Source organism: Escherichia sp. KTE159 (assembly GCF_000408805.1).
In the GTDB taxonomy this organism is placed as follows: domain Bacteria; phylum Pseudomonadota; class Gammaproteobacteria; order Enterobacterales; family Enterobacteriaceae; genus Escherichia; species Escherichia marmotae.
In genome coordinates, this window is the sequence record NZ_KE137292.1 from 1,441,327 (window position 1) to 1,464,171 (window position 22,845).

Consider the following 22,845-nt stretch of genomic DNA (forward strand, 5'->3'; position numbering starts at 1 on the left):
AACATTTCCTGATTTAAAACAATTTATTGTTAACATAACCAGCTTTTCTCAAAATTTCATTAAATATTGTTCACCCATTTTCAGTAGGTTACGTTTCACTGCGAGAATGTAGATTGCTCATCCCACCATCCTGGTCTAAGCCTGGAAAGGATTAATTTTCACCCACGAGTTCCTGACAGGAGAAAACCATGAGTAAAGTTGGTATTAACGGTTTTGGTCGTATCGGTCGACTGGTATTGCGTCGATTACTGGAGGTCAAAAGCAATATAGATGTTGTCGCCATTAATGATCTCACATCCCCGAAAATTCTCGCCTACTTGCTAAAACACGATTCAAACTACGGCCCGTTCCCCTGGAGCGTTGATTTCACTGAAGATTCACTTATTGTCGATGGCAAAAGTATTGCGGTTTACGCCGAAAAAGAGGCGAAAAATATTCCGTGGAAAGCGAAAGGTGCAGAAATCATTGTTGAATGTACCGGCTTTTATACATCCGCAGAGAAATCGCAGGCACATCTGGATGCTGGCGCGAAGAAGGTGTTAATTTCCGCCCCTGCCGGTGAAATGAAAACCATCGTTTATAACGTCAATGACAACACGCTGGATGGCAACGACACCATTGTTTCCGTGGCGTCCTGCACCACCAACTGTCTTGCGCCGATGGTCAAAGCACTCCATGACAATTTTGGAATAGAAGTCGGCACGATGACGACGATTCATGCCTATACCGGCACCCAGTCACTGGTGGATGGTCCGCGTGGTAAAGATCTACGCGCTTCACGTGCGGCGGCAGAAAATATTATTCCCCATACAACGGGCGCAGCAAAAGCTATTGGTCTGGTGATCCCGGAACTGAGCGGTAAACTGAAAGGCCATGCACAGCGTGTACCGGTAAAAACGGGTTCTGTCACCGAGTTGGTGTCTATTCTCGGTAAAAAAGTGACTGCCGAAGAAGTGAACAATGCACTTAAAAAGGCGACAAACAATAACGAATCATTTGGTTATACCGATGAAGAAATAGTCTCTTCCGATATCATTGGTAGCCATTTTGGTTCGGTGTTTGATGCCACCCAAACGGAAATTACCGCCGTGGGCGATTTGCAACTGGTAAAAACAGTCGCCTGGTACGACAACGAATATGGCTTTGTCACCCAGCTTATTCGCACCCTGGAAAAATTCGCCAAACTCTGACAGATACAGGCGGAGGGAAATGCCTCCGCCTGTTTTACACATTACGACTGTAAATAAACGACCTGGGTTTGCAGGTATTCATGCAAACCATGTTTACCATCCGCACCGCCAATACCCGACTTACGCCATCCGGCGTGGAAACCTTGCATCGCTTCAAAGTTTTCACGATTGATGTAGGTTTCACCGAACTTCAACCCTTTGATGGCTTTCATCGCGACGTTCAGATTTTGAGTATAAATCGACGAGGTCAGGCCGTAATCGCTGTCGTTAGCCATGGCGATAGCGTGTTCCAGCGTATCGAAAGCGACAACAGGCAGCACCGGGCCAAAGGTTTCTTCGTGCATAATTGACATTTCCTGGCGAACATCCAGCAATATTGTCGGCGGATAATAGTACCCTTTCCCCGCTACCGCTTTGCCACCAAGCACCACTCTCGCGCCCTCTTCTACAGCACGAGCCACTTTCTGCTCAACCTTTTCCAACGCCGCGGCGTTAATCAATGGCCCCATTGCAATGTCGTTGCGTTCAGAAGGATTGCCAAACCGCACCGCCTGCATCGCTTCACCAAGTCGGTTAACAAACTGATCATAAATGCCTTTCTGTACATAAACACGTTCAGCACAGTTGCACACTTGCCCACTATTAATGACTCGTGAATCAACGATGGCTTTGACTGCCAGTTCAATATCAGCGTCATCCATCACAATAGCGGGCGCTTTGCCGCCCAGTTCCAGACACACTTTGGTGATATTTTTCGCCGCAGTTGCCATGATTTTCTCCCCGGCGGCGACGCTGCCCGTCATACTGACCATTGCGACCTTCGGGTTACCCGCCAGTTCCTGACCCACTGTTTCACCGCGCCCCAGCACAAGGTTAAACACGCCGCGTGGAAGGCCAATTTCATCGACGATTTTGGCGAAAGCAATTGCGTTATTTGGTGTAAATTCGCTCGGTTTAATGACGATGGTATTGCCGGTGAGCAGAGCGGGTGCCATTTTGCGGGCAATCAGGAAGAACGGGAAATTCCACGGCAGAATACCGGTGGTCACGCCAAGCGCACGTTTAAAAAGAAGAATATTCTCTCCCGGGCGATCGCTTTGAATAATCTCACCCTCGTAGCGCCGCGCCCACTCCGCCATATAATCAATATAGTCCGCAGTGAAAGCCACTTCGACTTCAGCCAGTTGCTGGACTTTGCCCCCTTCCTCGACAATCAGTGCACTGATTTCACTGGCGCGTTCGCGGATCCCGGCAGCGATTTTGCGTAACCAACTGGCGCGCTCAATGGCAGGCAATGCTTCCCATTCTGGTTGGGCGCGTTCTGCAGCATCGATTGCCTTACGGGCATCCTCAGCCTGGCCATCAGGAATACGGGAAATAACCGTCTCTGTTGCAGGGTTTACAACATCAATCCATGCATCTCCATGCCAGGTAACAAACTGTCCATCGATATACATAGGATGTTGAACGGGTACTGACATGGGCGACTCCTGTGATTATTGTGTTTTTATTTGGTAAGTATATTGTTAATAAACATCAATCATTGCGGAAACGGCATCGTGGAAGGGCGAATCTGTGAAGGGCTTCATAAAAACAGGTGTGAAAGGAATAAAAGGCAGAAGTAAAAGTAAAGAATCATGCCCGTTTGCCAACGGTTTTTCACAAACGGGCAATTTTTAACGTAGCGAACGACTTTCCATCGCTTCAATAAGTACAGCGTCGTGTTTCAGCGTCTGCCATGCCTGGGCGACTTCTGCAGGAAAATCAACGTGAACGATAAAATCACGTCCGCGGGGGCCATAACCGTCGCTATCATCACGCAAACGTGGTAGCTCACCAGTAAGTAGCGATAAATAACGTTCAACTGGCCATAATCCTTCCAGTTGATTAACAAATGCGACACTGTCTGCGTTATTCCCCACTTGTGGTACGAATCCTGGATAACTTAACCAGCGAGGTGCATCGGGATTATCAGCAGTAATACGGCGGAACGTCGCCATCGTGCGCCGCTGCATGGTGGGATCCTGCACAACGATAGCCGTGTGAATGCGCTCTGTGGCCTGACTCAATAACGCGACGCTGAAGCGGGCGTTTTCACCGCAGTTCGTTGACTGTTCTTCAATCCAGATTTTTTCATGGGGAATATGCCAGAACTGATGGGCAACATCTGCAAGGATGGTGGCTTCTGCCCTGCCCGTGGTACGAATGGTGTTGTAATGTGGATGCTGTGCGACAGCACTATATAAAAAGGTTGTCGAGTGACCGATACCACCGCTGATCAGTAATGGAATTTGCTGATCGCGGGCAATCTTGCATGCAGCGTCGATAGTGGGAATAACAGCGTTACCTGCGAGGATCACGCAATCAGCCTGATACGGCATCTCACCAGAGAAATCATCCTGCGCCAGCCATCGACCAATAACGTTTATGGCATCTATAGTTGTCGCTGAAAGCGTCGGAAACGGGTTAATGTTCATGGTCCCTCCTTCTCGTTCCCTTAAGAATACTGCGTGAGATAATAATGAGAAGCGGAGCACTCTGAAAGGAAGACGTTGTATTTTCTCTATCCTCCTTCGTAAGCCTGATATTTGTTTTACTCATACTGTATTTGAGGAAAGACTGTTGATAAAAATTCAGCAAAATCGTTCAATGTTGCGATAGAGTGAATCCTTCAGATCTTATAAAGAAAAAACCCGGCAGCACACGCTTACCGGGTTTTAGATTCATCAGCCAAATAACAGCCGTTAACCGCTAATCTGCTCCATCGCCTGCAAAATACGCTTATCCGATATCGGATACGGCGTACCAAGTTGTTGGGCGAAGTAACTGACGCGCAGTTCTTCAATCATCCAACGGATCTCTTTCACGTCTTCATCCTCACGACGCGCTGGCGGCAGTTTGTTGAACCATTGTTGCCATGCCTGCTGGACGTTTTCGACTTTCAGCATTTGGGCACGGTCACGATGCGGATCAACCGCCAGTTTTTCCAGGCGTTTTTCAATCGCCTGCAAATAGCGCAGCGTATCGCCCAGCCGTTTGAAGCCGTTACCGGTGACAAAACCGCGATACACCAGACCGCCCATTTGTGCTTTGATGTCAGAAAGCCCCAGCGCCATCGTCATATCAACACGCCCTTTCAGACGTTTGTTGATGTTGAACACTGCCGTGAGGATTTGCTCGACCTGCTTCGCAATATCCACCACGGTATCGTTCAGTTCGGCACGCACTTTTTCATGTAGCGCAGTAAAACCCTCTTCCGTCCAGACCGGGCCACCGTTGGCGTCGATTAATTTATCCACACCGCAGGAGATACAGTCATCGATCAGCTCCAGCACTTTGCCATACGGGTTAAAGTACAGCCCCAGCTTGGCTTTATTCGGCAACTTCTCATGCAGATATTTGATCGGTGAAGGAATATTCAGCAACAGTAGACGGCGCAGACCGTTCCACATTGCTTGCTTCTGCTCCAGTGGATTATCAAACAATTTGATCGCCACGCTGTCACGTTCATCCACCAGCGCAGGCCACGCTTTCACTTTGTAATTGCCGCGCTTCTGCTCGTAGCTTTCCGGCAATTGACCAAAGCTCCAGATATGCAGGCCGCTCTGCTCGATACCGTCATCAGCGACCGCAGACAGTGTTTCCTGCACTTTGCCTTTCAGCGCCTCTTTCAGTTCCTGTAATGAGCGCCCTTCTTTCAACTTCTTGTTTTTGTCGTCCACCACGCGGAAAGTAATTTTCAGGTGATCGGGCACCTGATCCCAGTGCCAGTCTTCGCGGTCAACGGTAACGCCGGTCATGCGGCGCAATTCACGTTCAAGACTGTCGAGCAACGGTAGTTCCAGTGGCGTCACGCGGCCTAAAAACGCTTCGGCGTAGTTTGGCGCAGGCACAAAATTACGACGTACCGGTTTTGGCAGCGATTTAATCAGCGCAATCACCAGTTCACGACGTAATCCAGGAATTTGCCATTCAAAGCCGCGCTCTTCCACCTGGTTGAGCAACGGCAGCGGAATATGCACGGTCACGCCATCAGCGTCCGCACCTGGCTCAAACTGATAACTTAAACGCAGCTTGAGATTGCCCTGATGCCAGAAGTTCGGGTAATCCAGCTTGCTGATTTTTTCCGCACCTTCTTTGATCAACATGCTCTTTTCAAAGTTGAGCAAATCAGGCGTTTCGCGGCTAACCTTTTTCCACCAGTTGTCGAAGTGGCGCGAAGAGATCACATCATGGCTAATGCGCTGGTCGTAAAATTCAAACAGCGTCTCGTCATCTACCAGAATATCGCGACGACGTGATTTGTGTTCCAGCTCTTCCACTTCTGCCCGCAGTTTCAGGTTTTCACGGAAGAAAGCGTGACGTGTCTGCCAGTCACCTTCTACAAGTGCATGGCGGATAAAGAGTTCACGGCACAACGCAGGATCAATCTGGCTGTAGTTAACCTTACGCGCGGCGACAATCGGCAACCCATAAACGGTGACTTTTTCCGTCGCCATCACTGCGCCCTGCGCCCGTTCCCAGTGCGGTTCACTGTAGGTGCGTTTGATCAAATGTTGGGCAACCGGCTCTACCCATTCCGGATCGATGCGTGCCGCAATGCGCCCCCACAGGCGGCTGGTTTCTACCAGTTCCGCCACCATCACCCACTTTGGCGGCTTTTTGAATAAACCAGAACCAGGGAAGATAGAGAAACGCGCGTTACGTGCGCCGGTATATTCCTGTTTATCCGCATCTTTCATGCCGATATGTGAAAGCAAACCGGTCAGTAATGCGATATGAATTTCGCGATACTCCGCCGGTTCACTGTTTACCGGAATGCCGAGTTCTTTCACCACCTGGCGCAACTGAGTGTAGATGTCCTGCCATTCGCGCACGCGCAGATAGTTGAGATATTCAGTGCGGCACAAGCGACGGAAGGCGTTTGAAGAGAGCGCCTTTTGCTGCTCACCGAGATAATTCCACAAATTCACAAACGCCAGGAAGTCGGACTCTTTATCGTGGAAACGACGATGTTTTTCATCCGATGCCTGTTGTTTGTCCATCGGGCGTTCACGAGGGTTCTGAATGGAGAGCGCGGAAGTGATAATCATCGCTTCCCTTACACAGCCATGTTTCTGCGCTTCCAGCACCATGCGTGCCAGACGCGGGTCAACCGGTAACTGTGATAACTGACGACCAAGTGGTGTCAGTTTATATGCGGTTTGTTGTTCGTCGGTGGTGATTGCACCTAACTCCTCCAGCAGGCGCACACCATCCTGAATATTGCGTTTATCCGGCGCTTCAACAAACGGAAACGCAGCGATATCGCCCAGCCCCAGTGCGGTCATCTGTAAGATAACCGACGCCAGGTTGGTACGCAGAATTTCCGGATCGGTAAACTCCGGACGAGAAAGGAAATCGTCTTCCGAATAAAGACGAATACAGATCCCTTCTGATACGCGTCCGCAACGGCCTTTACGCTGATTGGCTGAAGCCTGCGAAATTGGCTCAATCGGTAGACGCTGCACTTTGGTGCGATAGCTGTAGCGGCTGATGCGCGCCGTACCTGGGTCGATCACGTATTTAATACCCGGCACAGTCAGCGAGGTTTCCGCGACGTTAGTCGCCAGCACAATGCGCCGCCCGCTGTGTGACTGGAAGACGCGATTTTGTTCGCTGTTTGAAAGCCGCGCATAAAGCGGCAATATTTCCGTATGGCGTAAGTTCAGCTTGTTCAGCGCATCGGCGGTATCGCGAATTTCCCGCTCGCCGCTCATAAAGATCAAAATGTCGCCGGGGCTTTCCTGGCTCAATTCGTCTACGGCATCGAAAATCGCCTGTAACTGGTCGCGCTCGGTATCATCCGCTTCTTCAACTATTGGTCGATAACGCACTTCTACCGGATAAGTTCGACCCGAAACTTCGATAATCGGCGCATTGTTAAAGTGGCGAGAGAAGCGTTCCGGATCGATGGTCGCGGAAGTGATGATGACTTTCAGATCCGGGCGACGTGGCAACAGCTCTTTCAAATAACCGAGCAGGAAATCAATGTTCAGGCTGCGTTCGTGCGCTTCGTCAATGATGATGGTGTCGTACTGCATCAGCAGGCGATCCTGCTGGATTTCCGCCAGCAGAATACCGTCGGTCATCAGCTTGACCATCGTGTTATCACTGACGTGATCGCTGAAACGGACTTTATAACCGATGCAGCCACCCGGTTCGGTCTGCAACTCTTCCGCAATACGGTTCGCCACGGTACGGGCTGCCAGTCGACGAGGCTGGGTATGGCCAATCAGCCCTTTAATCCCGCGCCCCAGTTCCATACAGATTTTCGGCAACTGCGTCGTTTTACCGGAACCTGTTTCTCCGGCGACAATCACCACCTGGTGGTCACGGATCGCTTCGAGAATGTCCTGTTTTTTCTGGCTAACCGGCAAATTGTCCGGATAAGTAATCTCGGGACGCGCCGCTTCACGTAGCAGGACTTTCCCTGCCGCCTGGTCAATTTCTTTTGCCATCTCCTGGAAAATGGCCTGTTGTGCATCAGGATTTTTAACCTTCTTCACCCCATGCAGACGGCGGGAAAAACGCAGTCTGTCACGCAGCATTAACGAATCCAACCGCTGCTGTAAGGCGTTAAAGGTCAATTTTTGTTGTTCTGTCATAACGTTAAAGGGCAGCGTTGTGCCTGATTAATTTTCTTTTAAATGATAGATATAGAGTACCACATCGCGGCTTTTTATGTGTTGTTCAATAAATTCGAACATAGACTTCGATATATTGCGCTATCTCTGTGGCAGGATTGTGAATAAAGTGTCAACAAGCAACAGGGCATCGCCCATTCAAACATCTATAAGGAAACACCATGAGCAAGGTATTAGTTCTTAAATCCAGCATCCTGGCAGGGTACTCTCAGTCTGGTCAGTTGTCTGATTATTTTGTTGAACAATGGCGTGAAAAGCACACTGCTGATGAAATCACCGTCCGCGACCTGGCTGCAAATCCGGTTCCGGTGCTGGATGGCGAACTGGTTGGCGCTCTGCGTCCGAGTGACGCGCCGCTGACTCCGCGCCAGCAGGAAGCCCTGGCACTGTCTGATGAACTGATTGCCGAGTTGAAAGCGCATGACGTTATCGTGATTGCAGCACCGATGTACAACTTCAACATCTCTACTCAGTTGAAAAACTATTTTGACCTGGTTGCGCGTGCAGGCGTTACTTTCCGCTACACCGAGAACGGTCCTGAAGGTCTGGTAACCGGTAAAAAAGCCATTGTTATTACCAGCCGTGGCGGTATCCATAAGGATGGGCCTACAGACCTGGTGACCCCGTATCTTTCTACGTTCCTTGGCTTTATCGGCATTACTGACGTGAACTTTGTCTTTGCTGAAGGTATCGCTTACGGGCCGGAAATGGCAGCAAAAGCGCAGGCAGACGCTAAAGCGGCAATTGACGCAATTGTTGCAGCATAAGTTTTAAGAAGCCTACCGCGAGTGCGGGAGGCTTTTTTACTTAACTCGCCTTTTTCGCAATACTGTCCAGCGTTGCCAACACATCATCAGGTAGCGCTAATTCCCCCACTGCCATATTCTCCCGTAAATGCGCAACGGAAGACGTTCCCGGGATCAGCAAAATATTCGGTGAACGTTGCAACAGCCACGCCAGCGCCACCTGCATCGGTGTCGCATTAAGACTTGCTGCGACATCAGAGAGCGTGGAGGATTGCAGTGGCGTAAAGCCCCCGAGCGGGAAGAACGGCACATATGCAATGCCATCGCGGGCCAAAGAATCAATTAATTCGTCATCCGCACGATGGGCAATGTTGTATTCGTTTTGCACGCAAACAATTTCTGTAATCTTGCGCGCCTCTGCAACCTGCGTTGGTGTTACGTTGCTCAGGCCAATATGTTTTACCAGCCCTTGTTGTTGCATCTCAGCCAGCACGATCAGGCTGGCTGAGATGCAACAACAAGGGCCATGTCCATCGTCAGACATCACCCGCAGGTTCACCACATCCAGCACGTCCACCCCCAGATTTCGCAGGTTATCGTGCACCGCTTTTTTCAGTTCTGCTGGAGAGAATGCCGGCAACCAGGAGGCGTCCTCACCGCGGCGAGCGCCAATTTTGGTGACGATAGTCAGGTCATCGGAATAAGGATGTAACGCTTCGCGGATAATCTGATTGGTAACGTGTGGACCATAAAAGTCGCTGGTATCAATGTGATTGACGCCCAATGCCAGTGCCTCACGCAGCACGGTAATCGCGACATGGCGATCTTTCGGTGGGCCGAATACACCAGGTCCTGCCAGTTGCATCGCGCCGTAACCGAGACGGTTAACGGATTTTGTACCGAGAGTAAATGTGTTGCTGCTCATAACACCCTGCCCTGTAATAAAGCGGATTAAGAAAAATCAGTATAGAAATGAACGGAAAGTGAATAAATGACTATTGAATGCGGATGCGTAAAAACGAGCGCCAACAAGCAAAAACAGCGCCGCAATCAGTCTGGCGGAGGTCTGTAGGTATAATTTGTACCGTTTTGAACGGTAACTGATCTTTCTGAATACGAAATTAATTACCGCTGCTTTACGTTTTTTATTTTTGCAGCCATTTCCCATTAATCCCCTGCACATATTCTCCCGGTTTAGCGCGAGCGACCAGTTTCTGCCCTGCCAGTTTTGCAATCTCCTCAGTTGAGACATTATTTTGTCTGGCCAGTTGCTGATAACTCAGCGCACGAGCTTTATTAATATCGTTTACCAATGCCTGCGTTTCGTCATCCGTTTTCAGTGCCATCAGATAACCATTAAATGTTTCGCCTACCCGCCCCTGACTTCTGGCTTCATTCAGGGTTAACGCCATCGCACTGCTGCTCATCAGGCAAACAGTCCACACCATTATCAGTAATGCTCTTTTCATCATTACCTCAAAAAAGATCGCTACGGGTTTTGAGCAAGTCTTCAACGTCCTTATCTGCTTTTATGATGATCTCATGCTCAATTTTAACGTTCATATTAATGGTGATTGGCTCTTTCGGCGCAGCCACTTCAATGCGCGGCGTGCAACCAAGCAACATAAAAGAGGACGCGAACGCGGTTATCATTATTTTCATTATTTTTCCTCACACTCATTTCCTGATGGGCAACCCGTTTTCGGGAGTCGGGCATTCTGTTCCAGCCACGCCTGGAGATTATCGCCAAAGCGTAAGCTGCGCCATAACGTAAAAATATTCTCTTCGTGGCTGTAATTAAGATTCACCGTGCCCGTTTTACCATCAACCCGGCTATTACCGCTGATCGTTGCCTGCATGGTTAACACACCGAGATTATCCAGATTAATTTTTGTCGATGAACGGCTAATTTCCATATAGCGCAACCAGTTGATTGCAGTCCCTGCGGTCATATTGTCTTTTGCTACTGCATCCGCCGTGTCTTTATCCAGGCGCAAGGTCATGGGGCCTGCGTTTGCCAGCCAGCCATCTTTCACAATCCATTTTTCATTATTAAGCCATAGCGGCAATGCCCCACTGAATGCCCCTGACATAGCGAATTGCTTTGGATTGATGGCGCTAACCAGTTCACTGGAAGAGAGATTATTCAGCCGTAACAGCGCCGGATCGTGCTGCGGCATACGTAATTGTTTCATTAGCACGTTACCACCTAAAACATCAACACTCACATCAGTCAGTAGCAAGGGTTCGTCTTCGGTCCACGGATAACGCCCCTGAAGATCGGCAGTAATATTTTTTGCCGTCACCAGGTTAACCACTTCAGCAATACGTAATGACACAGGTCGCCGCGTTCCCAGGTGCCACGCACCGTCGGCAAAACGGAACGGTAGTACAAAGTCGACACCGTTGACCTGGTTATCTGGCATCCACGCGCTGCCACCTTTCAACACGCCATGCCCCCCTGCACGGAAGCCCTGCTCAGGCGCGGCAGAAAACGCCACCTGGGCATACAGTTCACCATCGCGTAGATTCATCTTCCAGTCTGGCGGGATCAGCGGCTGGAATACGGTCAGCGATTGTTTAGGCCACCAGGCATTGCCGCGCAGGCGAATACCGTCCCAGCGGCCATTCACCCGTACCGGGCCAATCTCACCAGCATGTAAATCCCCTTTGAAGAGGAAATACGTCGGATCGCGTCCATCGACACTAAATTTTAAGGTTGATGGCGGTAACACACTACCGCCTGTGAAAAGCGTTTGTCCTGCATCCAGCGAAAGCGCACCACTAAAAGACGGATTCTGGGCGTCACGCACCCAGATAACGGGTTTATCAAGAATTAAGCGCGGCGTTTCTACTGTCATCGTGCCATATTGCAACTGATCGAACCCGGTCGAGAGGTCGGTAAGCGTAATCGTGCTGTTATGCCACTCACCTTTTCCTGCGACATCCCAGGTGGCATTCATCGGGGTAAAGCTGCCTTTGCCCCAGTAACGCCACTGCCAACGCCCTGCATCCGGGAGAAAATCATTCGCCTGACCATCCATATGCAGCACAAAGTCGCCCAGTTCATTTTCATGGGCCTGCAAAATGGCCTGCAAGCGACCGTCAACACCACGTTGAGTGACTTTTACCCCCGCTAAAGGCCAGCGAATTTCATCGATGTCCAGTGAATCGATGATTCTTCCCTTTGAACGTAATAACGCGCCTGGTTCAAAGGCCAGCGTTGGGTCAGTCAGACTTCCGCTTAGCTGTGCCGGTAAGCGGGCATACAGAATGAGATCAGCCTGTTTTGCTTCACCGGTCAGTTGCAGTGGCATCTGACTGTTATCCATGCTCAATTTTCCTGGGCCAAAATTAAGCACCGCATTGCCTTTCCCTGCTTGCCCCTGAGTCAGCACACTCAGGCGTCCACTGACCAACGCGTTCTCAAGCCCGGCCTGCCAGTTCTCGACTTTAACACCCAATCGCCCACTCAGGGGAAAACCTTCATACGGCCAGCTCCAGCGACCATCGCTGACCGTCAATTGCTGACGGGTAATTTGCCACGGCAAATCGAGCAATGGATCGCCGTTATCCCGTGTCATCACAAGCAATTGCCCGCTATTTTCCTGCCACTCCAGTTCAGCATCCACCAGTGACGGTTCCTGTGGCAAGTTCAAGGTCGCGGTAGCATGGCCACTGACAGGAAGCCCATCCGGCACCAGCGGCATGGTAAATTCCCCTACCAGTTTTACCGGCGGCTGATTTTCAAACGCGGCGACATCCAGTTCGCTGACTGTAAGTTGTTGCCCTTTAAGCTGGCCTTGAAATTTAACTTTTTCGCCCTGATAACGCAGTTGCTGGATATCAGAGGTCAACGAGAGAGAGAGTTTTCCCTGCCATTCCTGCCAGGGCGAAAGGATCAGTTTATCAATATTGATCCAGGTGTTAGGCAGCATGGATTGCCACTGCGCAAGGGTTTTCGGCGCTGCCGGAGAGGGCTCTTCCTGTGGCAATTTTGCCAGGCAAGCAGAGTCAAGCTCCACTGTGCCAACGTTCAATAACCAGCGGCTGGGATGTGAAAGGCTGGCATTGGTGATATGCGCCAACTGGCAATCCGCCACCAGATAACGGAGATCGGGAATAATTAAACCTTTACGCGTGATGCGCGGGCTTTCATCTAATGCAATGCGTGTACCGAGCGGCAGCCAGATACCCGCCAGCGTAGGAACCCACAGCCCGAGCGTCATCAGCAGCGTTAACGGCACAAGAATAATCAGTAATAACAGCGCGAGAACGGCTTTATATTTACCCAACATGGGTAGTTAATATCCTGATTTAGCGAAAAATTAAGCATTCAATACCGGTATTGTGGCATGTTTAACCGTTCAGTTGAAGGTTGCGCCTACACTAAGCATAGTTGTTGATGGATTTTTCAATATCACCACAGCTTTCAATTATATTTGAATTTTTGTAAAATATTTTTAGTAGCTTAAACGTGATTCAACATCACTGGAGAAAGTCTTATGAAACTCGCCGTATATAGCACAAAACAGTACGACAAGAAGTACCTGCAACAGGTGAACGAGTCCTTTGGCTTTGAGCTGGAATTTTTTGACTTTCTGCTGACAGAAAAAACCGCCAAAACCGCCAATGGCTGCGAAGCGGTATGTATTTTCGTAAATGATGACGGCAGCCGCCCGGTGCTGGAAGAACTGAAAAAGCACGGCGTTAAATATATCGCCCTGCGCTGTGCCGGTTTCAACAACGTTGACCTCGACGCGGCAAAAGAGCTGGGGCTGAAAGTAGTCCGTGTTCCAGCCTACGATCCGGAAGCCGTCGCTGAACACGCTATCGGTATGATGATGACGTTGAACCGCCGTATTCACCGCGCGTATCAGCGTACCCGTGACGCCAACTTCTCTCTGGAAGGCCTGACTGGCTTTACCATGTATGGCAAAACGGCAGGTGTTATCGGCACCGGTAAAATCGGCGTAGCGATGCTGCGTATTCTGAAAGGTTTCGGTATGCGTCTGCTGGCGTTCGATCCATACCCAAGTGCGGCGGCGCTGGAGCTCGGCGTGGAATATGTCGATCTGCCGACCCTGTTCTCTGAATCAGACGTTATCTCCCTGCACTGCCCGCTGACGCCGGAGAACTACCACCTGCTGAATGAGGCGGCGTTTGATCAGATGAAAAACGGCGTAATGATCGTCAACACCAGTCGTGGCGCATTGATTGATTCCCAGGCGGCAATTGAAGCGCTGAAAAACCAGAAAATTGGCTCGCTGGGGATGGACGTGTATGAGAACGAACGCGATCTGTTCTTTGAAGATAAATCCAACGATGTGATTCAGGATGACGTGTTCCGTCGTCTGTCTGCCTGCCATAACGTACTGTTTACCGGGCACCAGGCTTTCCTGACGGCAGAAGCTCTGACCAGTATTTCCCAGACTACGCTGCAAAACTTGAGCAATCTGGAAAAAGGCGAATCCTGCCCGAACGAACTGGTTTAAACATGCTGCTCCCCTGCAAATCAGGGGAGCTTATTCAGATAATCCCCAAAGATCTTTCATCCACTATTCTTACAATAAGTTTTGTTGAACGGATAAGACGCCCCAGCGTTGCATCCGGCAATCAGCACCTGATTTATACCTTAAGTTGAGAACTAAAATGAAGAAAGTTGCCGCGCTAGTCGCACTAAGCCTGCTGATGGCGGGATGTGTAAGTAATGACAAAATTGCTGTAACGCCAGAACAGTTACAGCATCACCGGTTTGTACTGGAAAGTGTTAACGGTCAACCTGTTGCCAGCGATAAAAACCCGCCAGAAATCAGCTTTGGGGAAAAGATGATGATTTCCGGCAACATGTGTAACCGCTTTAGCGGAGAGGGTAAACTTTCGGGCGGAGAACTGAAAGTTAAAGGACTGGCAATGACCCGCATGATGTGTGCCAACCCACAGCTTAACGAACTCGATCACACCATCAGCGAAATGCTGAAAGAAGGTGCGCAGGTAGATCTGACCGCCAACCAGTTGACGCTGGCAACCGCGAAACAGACATTAACTTATAAACTCGCAGATTTGGTCAATTAGTAGCTGCCACAGCTTCCGGCGGCAAGCGACTGTTCGCTGCAGCGTTTGCCGTTAGGTAATGCACACATCCCAATAGCCGTTCCGTCAAGTTGACGGGCAACGGATAGCGAACCACCAATCATTGCGCAATTTGCTTCACCGCTACTGGACATGGACGCTTTTAAACCAGGCGCCACATGCGCCGCGGTTGCCTGCTGAACAGGTTCACTACTACACGCAGACAACAATAAAGCGGCACACCCTACCCACAACGCTGCTCGCATCTTTACTTCCTCTAATCTTTAAGCCAAACGACACCGCCCTAAATAATAGGCAGCCCAGGCGGTTACGTCGAGAACTACTATGTGTGTTGCAACGCATTGTTACTTTTTTATCGCTATTTTTTGCCCGGTGCTTGATCGAAACATTCATTATGCGGATATGGGGGACACAAAAGCGAAAATGCAACAGAAAGCCATTTGCTAAAATTGAGAGATAACTACTGGGCGCGCAGCTTTTTCGTGTGCCCCTCATTTGCGCAATGTAAGGGTGTCGTATGATCACAATTGACGGTAATGGCGCGGTAGCTTCGGTGGCATTTCGCACCAGTGAAGTTATCGCCATCTACCCTATTACCCCGAGTTCCACGATGGCAGAACAGGCTGATGCCTGGGCCGGAAACGGCTTGAAAAACGTGTGGGGAGATACACCTCGCGTAGTTGAAATGCAGTCCGAAGCTGGCGCTATCGCGACTGTGCATGGCGCTTTGCAAACGGGCGCACTCTCTACATCGTTTACATCATCGCAGGGTTTGTTGCTGATGATTCCGACATTGTACAAACTGGCGGGCGAACTGACACCGTTTGTACTGCATGTGGCGGCGCGAACCGTCGCTACTCATGCGCTCTCTATTTTTGGCGATCATTCAGATGTGATGGCGGTGCGCCAGACCGGTTGCGCCATGTTGTGTGCGGCAAACGTTCAGGAAGCGCAAGATTTCGCCCTCATTTCGCAAATCGCGACACTAAAAAGCCGTGTGCCATTTATTCATTTCTTTGATGGTTTCCGTACTTCCCACGAGATCAACAAAATCGTTCCACTGGCCGACGACACTATTCTTGAACTGATACCGCAGGCAGAAATTGATGCTCATCGCGCCCGTGCGCTGAATCCGGAACATCCGGTGATCCGCGGTACATCCGCCAATCCTGACACTTACTTCCAGTCTCGTGAAGCAACTAACCCATGGTACAACGCAGTTTACGACCATGTTGAACAGGCAATGAATGATTTCGCCGCCGCTACGGGTCGTCAGTATCAGCCTTTTGAGTATTACGGTCATCCACAGGCAGAACGGGTGATAATCCTGATGGGTTCTGCTATTGGCACCTGTGAAGAAGTGGTAGACGAATTGCTGACCCGTGGCGAAAAAGTTGGGGTGCTGAAAGTTCGACTATATCGTCCGTTTTCCGCCAAACACTTACTACAAGCACTACCGGAGTCCGTACGCAGCGTAGCGGTGTTGGATCGCACCAAAGAGCCGGGTGCCCAGGCAGAACCACTCTATTTGGATGTGATGACCGCGCTGGCAGAAGCCTTTAATAATGGCGAGCGTGAGGCATTGCCTCGCGTCATTGGTGGGCGCTATGGTCTGTCTTCCAAAGAGTTTGGCCCGGACTGTGTGCTGGCAGTATTTGCCGAACTTAACACAGCCAAACCAAAACCACGATTTACCGTGGGTATTTATGATGATGTGACCAATCTGTCACTGCCATTGCCAGAAAATACCCTGCCAAACTCCGCGAAGCTGGAAGCCCTGTTTTACGGTCTGGGCAGTGACGGCAGCGTTTCCGCGACCAAAAACAATATCAAGATTATCGGTAATTCCACCCCGTGGTATGCACAGGGGTATTTTGTATACGATTCCAAAAAGGCCGGTGGTCTGACAGTTTCTCACCTGCGTGTGAGCGAGCATCCAATTCGATCCGCGTATCTGATTTCACAAGCAGACTTTGTTGGCTGCCACCAGTTGCAGTTTATCGACAAATATCAGATGGCAGAACGCCTGAAACCTGGCGGTATTTTCCTGCTTAATACTCCGTACAGTGCCGAAGAAGTCTGGTCGCGGCTGCCGCAAGAAGTTCAGGCGGTGTTGAATCAGAAGAAAGCTCGCTTTTATGTGATTAATGCAGCGAAAATTGCCCGTGAATGTGGACTGGCAGCGCGCATTAACACCGTAATGCAGATGGCCTTTTTCCACCTGACGCAAATTCTGCCTGGCGACAGTGCCCTGGCTGAATTGCAGGGCGCAATTGCCAAAAGCTACAGCAGCAAAGGTCAGGATCTGGTGGAACGCAACTGGCAGGCACTGGCGCTGGCGCGTGAATCCGTGGAAGAAGTCCCGTTGCAACCGGTAAATCCGCACAGTGCGAATCGGCCACCGGTGGTTTCCGATGCAGCGCCTGATTTCGTTAAAACCGTCACCGCTGCAATGCTCGCCGGACTTGGCGATGCCCTCCCCGTTTCGGCGCTACCACCAGACGGCACATGGCCAATGGGCACAACGCGTTGGGAAAAACGCAATATTGCCGAAGAGATCCCCATCTGGAAAGAGGAACTCTGTACCCAATGTAACCACTGTGTCGCCGCCTGCCCACACTCCGCTATTCGCGCAAAAGTGGTTCCGCCGGAAGCAATGGAAAACGCCCCTGCCAGCCTGCATTCGCTGGATGTGAAATCGCGCGATATGCGCGGGCAGAAGTATGTGTTGCAGGTCGCACCGGAAGATTGCACCGGCTGTAATCTGTGCGTTGAAGTTTGCCCGGCGAAAGACCGTCAGGATCCTGATATCAAAGCCATCAATATGATGTCGCGTCTGGAGCATGTGGAAGAAGAGAAAATCAATTATGACTTCTTCCTCAACTTACCAGAAATCGACCGCAGTAAACTGGAACGTATTGATATTCGTACATCGCAATTGATCACACCGCTGTTTGAATATTCTGGTGCTTGTTCCGGTTGTGGCGAGACGCCGTATATCAAATTGCTTACTCAGCTCTATGGCGATCGAATGTTGATCGCTAACGCCACCGGATGTTCGTCGATTTATGGCGGTAACCTGCCATCCACACCGTATACCACTGATGCAAACGGTCGTGGTCCGGCCTGGGCGAACTCACTGTTTGAAGATAATGCCGAATTTGGCCTGGGCTTCCGCCTGACGGTCGATCAGCATCGTGTCCGTGTTTTGCGTCTGCTGGATCAGTTTGCCGATAAAATCCCGGCGGAGTTACTGGCAGCGTTGAAATCAGATGCCACGCCAGAGGTTCGTCGCGAACAGGTTGCCGCGTTGCGCCAGCAACTAAAGGATATCGCTGAAGCTCATGAACTGCTGCGCGACGCTGATGCGCTGGTGGAAAAATCAATATGGCTGATTGGTGGCGACGGCTGGGCTTACGATATCGGCTTCGGTGGTTTGGATCATGTATTAAGTCTGACGGAAAACGTCAACATTCTGGTACTGGATACGCAATGCTATTCCAATACCGGCGGTCAGGCGTCGAAAGCAACCCCTCTTGGTGCAGTAACGAAGTTTGGTGAACACGGCAAACGCAAAGCGCGTAAAGACCTCGGCGTCAGTATGATGATGTACGGTCATGTTTATGTGGCGCAGATTTCTCTCGGTGCGCAACTGAACCAGACAGTGAAAGCGATTCAGGAAGCGGAAGCGTATCCAGGGCCGTCACTGATCATTGCTTACAGTCCATGTGAAGAGCACGGTTATGACCTGGCATTGAGTCACGACCAGATGCGCCAACTCACCGCAACCGGCTTCTGGCCGCTGTATCGCTTTGATCCACGTCGTGCCGATGAAGGCAAACTGCCACTGGCGCTGGATTCACGTCCACCATCAGAGGCTCTGGAAGAAACATTGCTCCATGAACAACGTTTCCGCCGTCTGAATTCGCAACAGCCAGAAGTGGCGGAACAGTTATGGAAAGATGCCGCAGCCGATCTGCAAAAACGCTATGATTTCCTCGCGCAAATGGCGGGGAAAACGGATAAAAGTGGCACCGAGTAGAGTAACAGGGTAAGGATTATCCTGAACAAAAAAAAGCCCGAATGAAAGTTCGGGCTTGTCTTTTTATTTGTTGGGAAATAAGTAATCGTAGCAATGCCCCAACAGAAAATAATATCTGTGACAATAAAGGCATATAACCCGCGCAGAATAACGCATCACTTTTTAAATGTATAATTTTTATTTTATATGTATCACCACTAAAACATTCATCAAACTTATTGTCATTTCTCAAGAATTATTTGATTAAGGTTTTACTTAAGACGTAACAAATGACACTTATCGGCTAATGGAACTTTTCCTTTAGGATGTTTTCACTTCCCGAACAGGGAAAGAAAGGCAAATAAAATAACTAAAGGATTTTTTCAATGAAAAGCAAAGTACTGGCACTCTTAATTCCTGCCCTGCTCTCCGCAGGAGCTGCTCATGCGGCAGAAATTTATAATAAAGACGGCAATAAATTGGATCTTTATGGCAAAGTTGATGGTCTACATTATTTTTCTGATAGTTCAGCGAAAGATGGCGATCAGAGCTATGCACGTCTTGGTTTTAAAGGCGAAACACAAATTAACGATCAACTCACTGGTTATGGTCAGTGGGAATACAATATTCAGGCAAACAATACTGAATCCTCAAAAAATCAATCCTGGACTCGTCTGGCATTCGCCGGGTTGAAATTTGCTGATTACGGTTCTTTCGATTACGGACGTAATTACGGCGTAATGTACGATATAGAAGGCTGGACCGATATGCTGCCAGAATTTGGCGGTGACTCCTACACGAATGCGGACAACTTTATGACCGGTCGTGCTAATGGCGTAGCAACTTATCGTAATTCTGATTTCTTCGGTCTGGTTAATGGACTGAACTTCGCTTTGCAATATCAGGGTAACAACGAAGGCGCGAGCAATGGTCAGGAAGGTACGAATAACGGACGTGATGTTCGTCATGAAAATGGCGACGGCTGGGGTCTTTCCACAACCTACGATTTAGGTATGGGCTTTAGTGCGGGTGCAGCATACACCTCCTCAGACCGCACCAATGATCAGGTTAATCATACTGTGGCGGGTGGCGATAAAGCCGATGCGTGGACTGCCGGGTTAAAATATGATGCTAACAACATCTACCTGGCAACCATGTATTCCGAAACACGTAATATGACGCCATTTGGCAACAGTGATTACGCCGTTGCGAACAAGACCCAGAACTTTGAAGTCACCGCCCAATATCAGTTTGACTTTGGCCTGCGTCCGGCAGTGTCTTTCCTGATGTCTAAAGGGCGTGACCTGAACGCTGCTGGTGGTGTTGATAATCCAGCCGGTGTTGACGATAAAGATCTGGTCAAATACGCAGATGTTGGCGCGACATATTATTTCAACAAAAATATGTCAACCTATGTTGACTATAAAATTAACCTGTTGGATGAAGATGACAGCTTCTACGCTGCCAACGGTATCTCTACCGATGATATTGTCGCTTTAGGTCTGGTTTATCAGTTCTAATCCTGCCTGCCCGCCTCTCTGGCGGGCTTTTTCTACTTATTGAATCCTGCTTAATCTAAATTAAAAATGTGAACTCCGTCATTACACAAAAAGTGTCATCTGGCGTTACACTTTATGCGGATACTAAAACAGGAGGTTTTATGAACAGAACGATTCTTGTCCCTATCGATATTTCAGACTCAGAATTAACTCAACGCGTGATTAGTCACGTTGAAGCCGAGGCAAAAATTGATGATGCAGAGGTTCATTTCCTGACGGTAATACCTTCGCTGCCCTACTATGCCTCTCTGGGTTTAGCGTATTCCGCAGAGTTACCGGCAATGGATGACCTGAAAGCGGAAGCCAAATCGCAACTGGAAGAAGTCATTAAAAAATTCAAACTGCCGACTGACAGAGTGCATATCCATGTTGAAGAAGGTTCGCCAAAAGACCGCATTCTGGAAATGGCGAAAAAGATCCCTGCTCATATGATCATCATTGCCTCCCATCGACCGGATATTACCACCTACCTGCTCGGCTCTAACGCCGCTGCCGTAGTACGTCATGCAGAGTGTTCAGTGCTGGTCGTGCGCTAATAACTAACGCCCGCACGTCGCTGCGGGCTTTTTGATTCATTTCGCAAATGTGCTGACATTTTCCCCTCTAATCCGTACCATACACGCCACTGTTTTTATATCAGACTTCTGCTGTCGGATATCCCGGCATGATGCATACTCTTCTGATGCCATATAATGAATTGAGCTACTATTAAATGTTGCAAAATCAAGAAATTAGTAAGAAAGAACAATACAACCTGAACAAGTAAGGGCAAAAATCACAACTATCTGACCCATAAGTATTTTATTTATTTTTCAATATGTTAAACATTATCGGCAACTACAATAAGCCACGATAACCCACTCTTTTTTTGCCCCATTTTTGCCCCTTTTGCAGTGTTTTGCCCCATTTTTGCCACCGAAAAATGCGAGAATTTCTCAATCTGTAGTCTGCAAATTGCGCCCATGAGTTCTTTCCAAGAGAATCTGTTTCGGCTGGAAATCATTCAATACTCACGCTATCGAAAGTTATCCAGCCTGTTGTGGAACGTCCTTGCATGTGACGTATCGCGGGTCTCTTTACGATTTTTATCTGTATTGGTGAATTATAAGCAATCTGAATCTATGCATGACGTGTGGTGCCTGTTTTGCTTTTTTCCATCTATTTTTGCTGGGTCGAAGCCCATATCTGTGAGTCTGGCGATACGCCCCCGCCAGACTCACCGCCCCCTTTTCACCGATACATGAGCGGCCACAACCAGAAAAAACTGAACAAGAGTACTGTAGCAATACCTACAACAATGATATTTTTGTTAATATGCGTCTAAATGAATAACAATGTATAGATAAAAATACCAGTAAGAAGAAAAACCCCAAAGCTTTAAACCGCAAAACAAAACCTTATCAGGTAATTTAACCACAGAGTATTAATGCAACCAAATAATAATTCAAACCTAAACAAACCATAAACAGTTAAACAATATACAATTGACTCATCAAGTTAGATATAAAAAATACATGTTAAATCATTAAAACGATTGAATGGAGACCTTTATGCGGGCGAAACTTCTGGGAATAGTTCTGACAACCCCTATTGCGATCTGCTCTTTTGCCTCTACCGAGACTTTATCGTTTACACCTGACAACATAAATGCGGACATTAGTCTTGGAACTCTGAGCGGAAAAACAAAAGAGCGTGTTTATCTAGCCGAAGAAGGAGGCCAAAAAGTCAGTCAACTCGACTGGAAATTCAATAACGCTGCAATTATTAAAGGTGCAATTAATTGGGATTTGATGCCCCAGGTATCGGTCGGGGCTGCTGGCTGGACTACTCTCGGTCAGAAAGGGGGTAATATGATTGACCGTGACTGGCAGGACCCAGATAAACCTGGCATCTGGACAGATGAAAGCAGACATCCCGATACCCGCCTTAATTTTGCCAACGAATTTGATCTGAATATCAAAGGCTGGCTCCTCAACGAATCCAATTACCGCTTGGGGCTTATGGCCGGATATCAGGAAAGCCGTTATAGCTTTACAGCCAGAGGTGGTTCCTATATATACTCTGACGAGGGATTCAGAGATGATATCGGCTCCATCCCGAATGGAGAAAGAGTAATAGGCTATAAACAACGTTTTAAAATGCCCTATATTGGCCTGACGGGTAGTTACCGTTATGAAGATTTTGAGTTTGGTGGCACATTTAAATACAGTGGCTGGGTGGAAGCATCTGATAACGATGAACACTATGCCCGTGTAAAAAGAATCACTTATCGCAGTAAGGTCAAAGACCAAAATTACTATTCTATTGCAGTCAATGCAGGTTATTACGTAACACCTAACGCAAAAGTTTATGTTGAAGGCGCATGGAATCGGGTTACGAATAAGAAAGGTGATACTTCACTTTATGACCATAATGATAATACTTCTGAATACAGCAAAAATGGTGCAGGCATAGAAAACTATAATTTCATCACTACTGCTGGTCTTAAGTACACCTTTTAACACCGTTAACTAAAATCTCCCCGGTGGTAATGCATAGCCCCGGGGAGTT

General features: G+C 48.9%; 16 protein-coding genes. 8 read left to right on the forward strand and 8 right to left on the reverse strand.

What is annotated here, in order from left to right; genetic code table 11:
* The first annotated feature begins 188 nt into the window (after positions 1 to 188).
* Complete coding sequence (gene gap, locus A31E_RS14640) at positions 189 to 1,190, forward strand: type I glyceraldehyde-3-phosphate dehydrogenase (protein ID WP_016248722.1); 1,002 nt, start codon at positions 189 to 191, stop codon at positions 1,188 to 1,190.
* A 41-nt stretch (positions 1,191 to 1,231) separates the two neighbouring features.
* Here the strand turns inward: gap and aldA are convergent, their stop codons facing one another.
* The 3 genes from aldA to hrpA form a co-directional block, all read right to left on the reverse strand.
* The gene (gene aldA, locus A31E_RS14635) at positions 1,232 to 2,671 is read right to left on the reverse strand and encodes an aldehyde dehydrogenase (protein ID WP_016248723.1); all 1,440 of its coding nucleotides are present in this window, start codon (positions 2,669 to 2,671) and stop codon (positions 1,232 to 1,234) included.
* A gap of 195 nt (positions 2,672 to 2,866) precedes the next feature.
* Complete coding sequence (gene ydcF / locus A31E_RS14630; protein WP_016248724.1) at positions 2,867 to 3,667, reverse strand: DUF218 domain-containing protein YdcF; 801 nt, start codon at positions 3,665 to 3,667, stop codon at positions 2,867 to 2,869.
* 267 nt (positions 3,668 to 3,934) lie between these two features.
* Positions 3,935 to 7,837, reverse strand: a complete 3,903-nt coding sequence (hrpA, locus tag A31E_RS14625; RefSeq protein WP_024193579.1) for an ATP-dependent RNA helicase HrpA — start codon at positions 7,835 to 7,837, stop codon at positions 3,935 to 3,937.
* A 200-nt stretch (positions 7,838 to 8,037) separates the two neighbouring features.
* Here hrpA and azoR point away from each other — a divergent pair, with 200 nt between their 5' ends.
* Complete coding sequence (gene azoR, locus A31E_RS14620) at positions 8,038 to 8,643, forward strand: FMN-dependent NADH-azoreductase (protein WP_000048921.1); 606 nt, start codon at positions 8,038 to 8,040, stop codon at positions 8,641 to 8,643.
* 40 nt (positions 8,644 to 8,683) lie between these two features.
* Here azoR and A31E_RS14615 read toward each other — a convergent pair whose 3' ends face one another.
* The 4 genes from A31E_RS14615 to A31E_RS14600 all read right to left on the reverse strand — a co-directional run bounded on the left by A31E_RS14615 (position 8,684) and on the right by A31E_RS14600 (position 12,920).
* Positions 8,684 to 9,547, reverse strand: coding sequence for an aldo/keto reductase family oxidoreductase (locus A31E_RS14615; RefSeq protein ID WP_016248726.1), 864 nt, complete (start codon positions 9,545 to 9,547; stop codon positions 8,684 to 8,686).
* A gap of 220 nt (positions 9,548 to 9,767) precedes the next feature.
* A complete protein-coding gene (locus A31E_RS14610; protein WP_001516435.1) occupies positions 9,768 to 10,091 on the reverse strand; it encodes a YdbL family probable chaperone protein in 324 nt (107 codons plus the stop codon).
* A gap of 7 nt (positions 10,092 to 10,098) precedes the next feature.
* The gene (locus tag A31E_RS14605) at positions 10,099 to 10,284 is read right to left on the reverse strand and encodes a YnbE family lipoprotein (protein WP_000699961.1); all 186 of its coding nucleotides are present in this window, start codon (positions 10,282 to 10,284) and stop codon (positions 10,099 to 10,101) included.
* A complete protein-coding gene (locus tag A31E_RS14600; protein WP_016248727.1) occupies positions 10,284 to 12,920 on the reverse strand; it encodes a YdbH family protein in 2,637 nt (878 codons plus the stop codon). Before A31E_RS14600 ends, A31E_RS14605 begins: the two co-directional genes overlap by 1 nt.
* A gap of 207 nt (positions 12,921 to 13,127) precedes the next feature.
* Between A31E_RS14600 and ldhA the strand changes: the two genes are divergently transcribed.
* A complete protein-coding gene (gene ldhA, locus A31E_RS14595) occupies positions 13,128 to 14,117 on the forward strand; it encodes a D-lactate dehydrogenase (RefSeq protein ID WP_000762228.1) in 990 nt (329 codons plus the stop codon).
* Positions 14,118 to 14,274: 157 nt separating this feature from the next.
* Positions 14,275 to 14,697 (forward strand): heat shock protein HslJ, encoded by a 423-nt coding sequence (gene hslJ, locus A31E_RS14590; protein ID WP_001516437.1) that lies wholly within the window; start codon positions 14,275 to 14,277, stop codon positions 14,695 to 14,697.
* On the opposite strand, the gene A31E_RS14585 is transcribed toward hslJ, so the two are convergent.
* The gene (locus A31E_RS14585) at positions 14,694 to 14,960 is read right to left on the reverse strand and encodes a putative hemolysin (protein ID WP_001200698.1); all 267 of its coding nucleotides are present in this window, start codon (positions 14,958 to 14,960) and stop codon (positions 14,694 to 14,696) included. The genes hslJ and A31E_RS14585 overlap by 4 nt on opposite strands.
* Positions 14,961 to 15,232: 272 nt before the next feature.
* On the opposite strand from A31E_RS14585, the gene nifJ reads away from it, so the two are divergent.
* The 4 genes from nifJ (at position 15,233) to A31E_RS14565 (ending at position 22,796) form a co-directional block, all read left to right on the forward strand.
* Positions 15,233 to 18,757, forward strand: coding sequence for a pyruvate:ferredoxin (flavodoxin) oxidoreductase (gene nifJ / locus A31E_RS14580; RefSeq protein ID WP_000628247.1), 3,525 nt, complete (start codon positions 15,233 to 15,235; stop codon positions 18,755 to 18,757).
* A gap of 365 nt (positions 18,758 to 19,122) precedes the next feature.
* On the forward strand, positions 19,123 to 20,256 hold the full coding sequence (gene ompN, locus A31E_RS14575; protein WP_000837952.1) for a porin OmpN: 1,134 nt from the start codon (positions 19,123 to 19,125) through the stop codon (positions 20,254 to 20,256).
* Between the two features lie 140 nt (positions 20,257 to 20,396).
* On the forward strand, positions 20,397 to 20,831 hold the full coding sequence (gene uspF / locus A31E_RS14570; RefSeq protein ID WP_010376343.1) for a universal stress protein UspF: 435 nt from the start codon (positions 20,397 to 20,399) through the stop codon (positions 20,829 to 20,831).
* 1,014 nt (positions 20,832 to 21,845) lie between these two features.
* A complete protein-coding gene (locus A31E_RS14565) occupies positions 21,846 to 22,796 on the forward strand; it encodes an omptin family outer membrane protease (RefSeq protein ID WP_001201817.1) in 951 nt (316 codons plus the stop codon).
* Positions 22,797 to 22,845: the final 49 nt, after the last annotated feature.

Excerpts from the sequence above, each read along its gene's own strand:
- ydcF (WP_016248724.1), bottom strand. The coding sequence starts at position 3,667 with ATGAACATTAACCCGTTTCCGACGCTTTCAGCGACAACTATAGATGCC.
- hslJ (WP_001516437.1), top strand. The coding sequence starts at position 14,275 with ATGAAGAAAGTTGCCGCGCTAGTCGCACTAAGCCTGCTGATGGCGGGA.
- azoR (WP_000048921.1), top strand. The coding sequence starts at position 8,038 with ATGAGCAAGGTATTAGTTCTTAAATCCAGCATCCTGGCAGGGTACTCT.
- ldhA (WP_000762228.1), top strand. The coding sequence starts at position 13,128 with ATGAAACTCGCCGTATATAGCACAAAACAGTACGACAAGAAGTACCTG.
- A31E_RS14585 (WP_001200698.1), bottom strand. The coding sequence starts at position 14,960 with ATGCGAGCAGCGTTGTGGGTAGGGTGTGCCGCTTTATTGTTGTCTGCG.
- ompN (WP_000837952.1), top strand. The coding sequence starts at position 19,123 with ATGAAAAGCAAAGTACTGGCACTCTTAATTCCTGCCCTGCTCTCCGCA.
- gap (WP_016248722.1), top strand. The coding sequence starts at position 189 with ATGAGTAAAGTTGGTATTAACGGTTTTGGTCGTATCGGTCGACTGGTA.
- A31E_RS14605 (WP_000699961.1), bottom strand. The coding sequence starts at position 10,284 with ATGAAAATAATGATAACCGCGTTCGCGTCCTCTTTTATGTTGCTTGGT.
- uspF (WP_010376343.1), top strand. The coding sequence starts at position 20,397 with ATGAACAGAACGATTCTTGTCCCTATCGATATTTCAGACTCAGAATTA.
- hrpA (WP_024193579.1), bottom strand. The coding sequence starts at position 7,837 with ATGACAGAACAACAAAAATTGACCTTTAACGCCTTACAGCAGCGGTTG.
- nifJ (WP_000628247.1), top strand. The coding sequence starts at position 15,233 with ATGATCACAATTGACGGTAATGGCGCGGTAGCTTCGGTGGCATTTCGC.
- aldA (WP_016248723.1), bottom strand. The coding sequence starts at position 2,671 with ATGTCAGTACCCGTTCAACATCCTATGTATATCGATGGACAGTTTGTT.
- A31E_RS14600 (WP_016248727.1), bottom strand. The coding sequence starts at position 12,920 with ATGTTGGGTAAATATAAAGCCGTTCTCGCGCTGTTATTACTGATTATT.
- A31E_RS14610 (WP_001516435.1), bottom strand. The coding sequence starts at position 10,091 with ATGAAAAGAGCATTACTGATAATGGTGTGGACTGTTTGCCTGATGAGC.
- A31E_RS14565 (WP_001201817.1), top strand. The coding sequence starts at position 21,846 with ATGCGGGCGAAACTTCTGGGAATAGTTCTGACAACCCCTATTGCGATC.
- A31E_RS14615 (WP_016248726.1), bottom strand. The coding sequence starts at position 9,547 with ATGAGCAGCAACACATTTACTCTCGGTACAAAATCCGTTAACCGTCTC.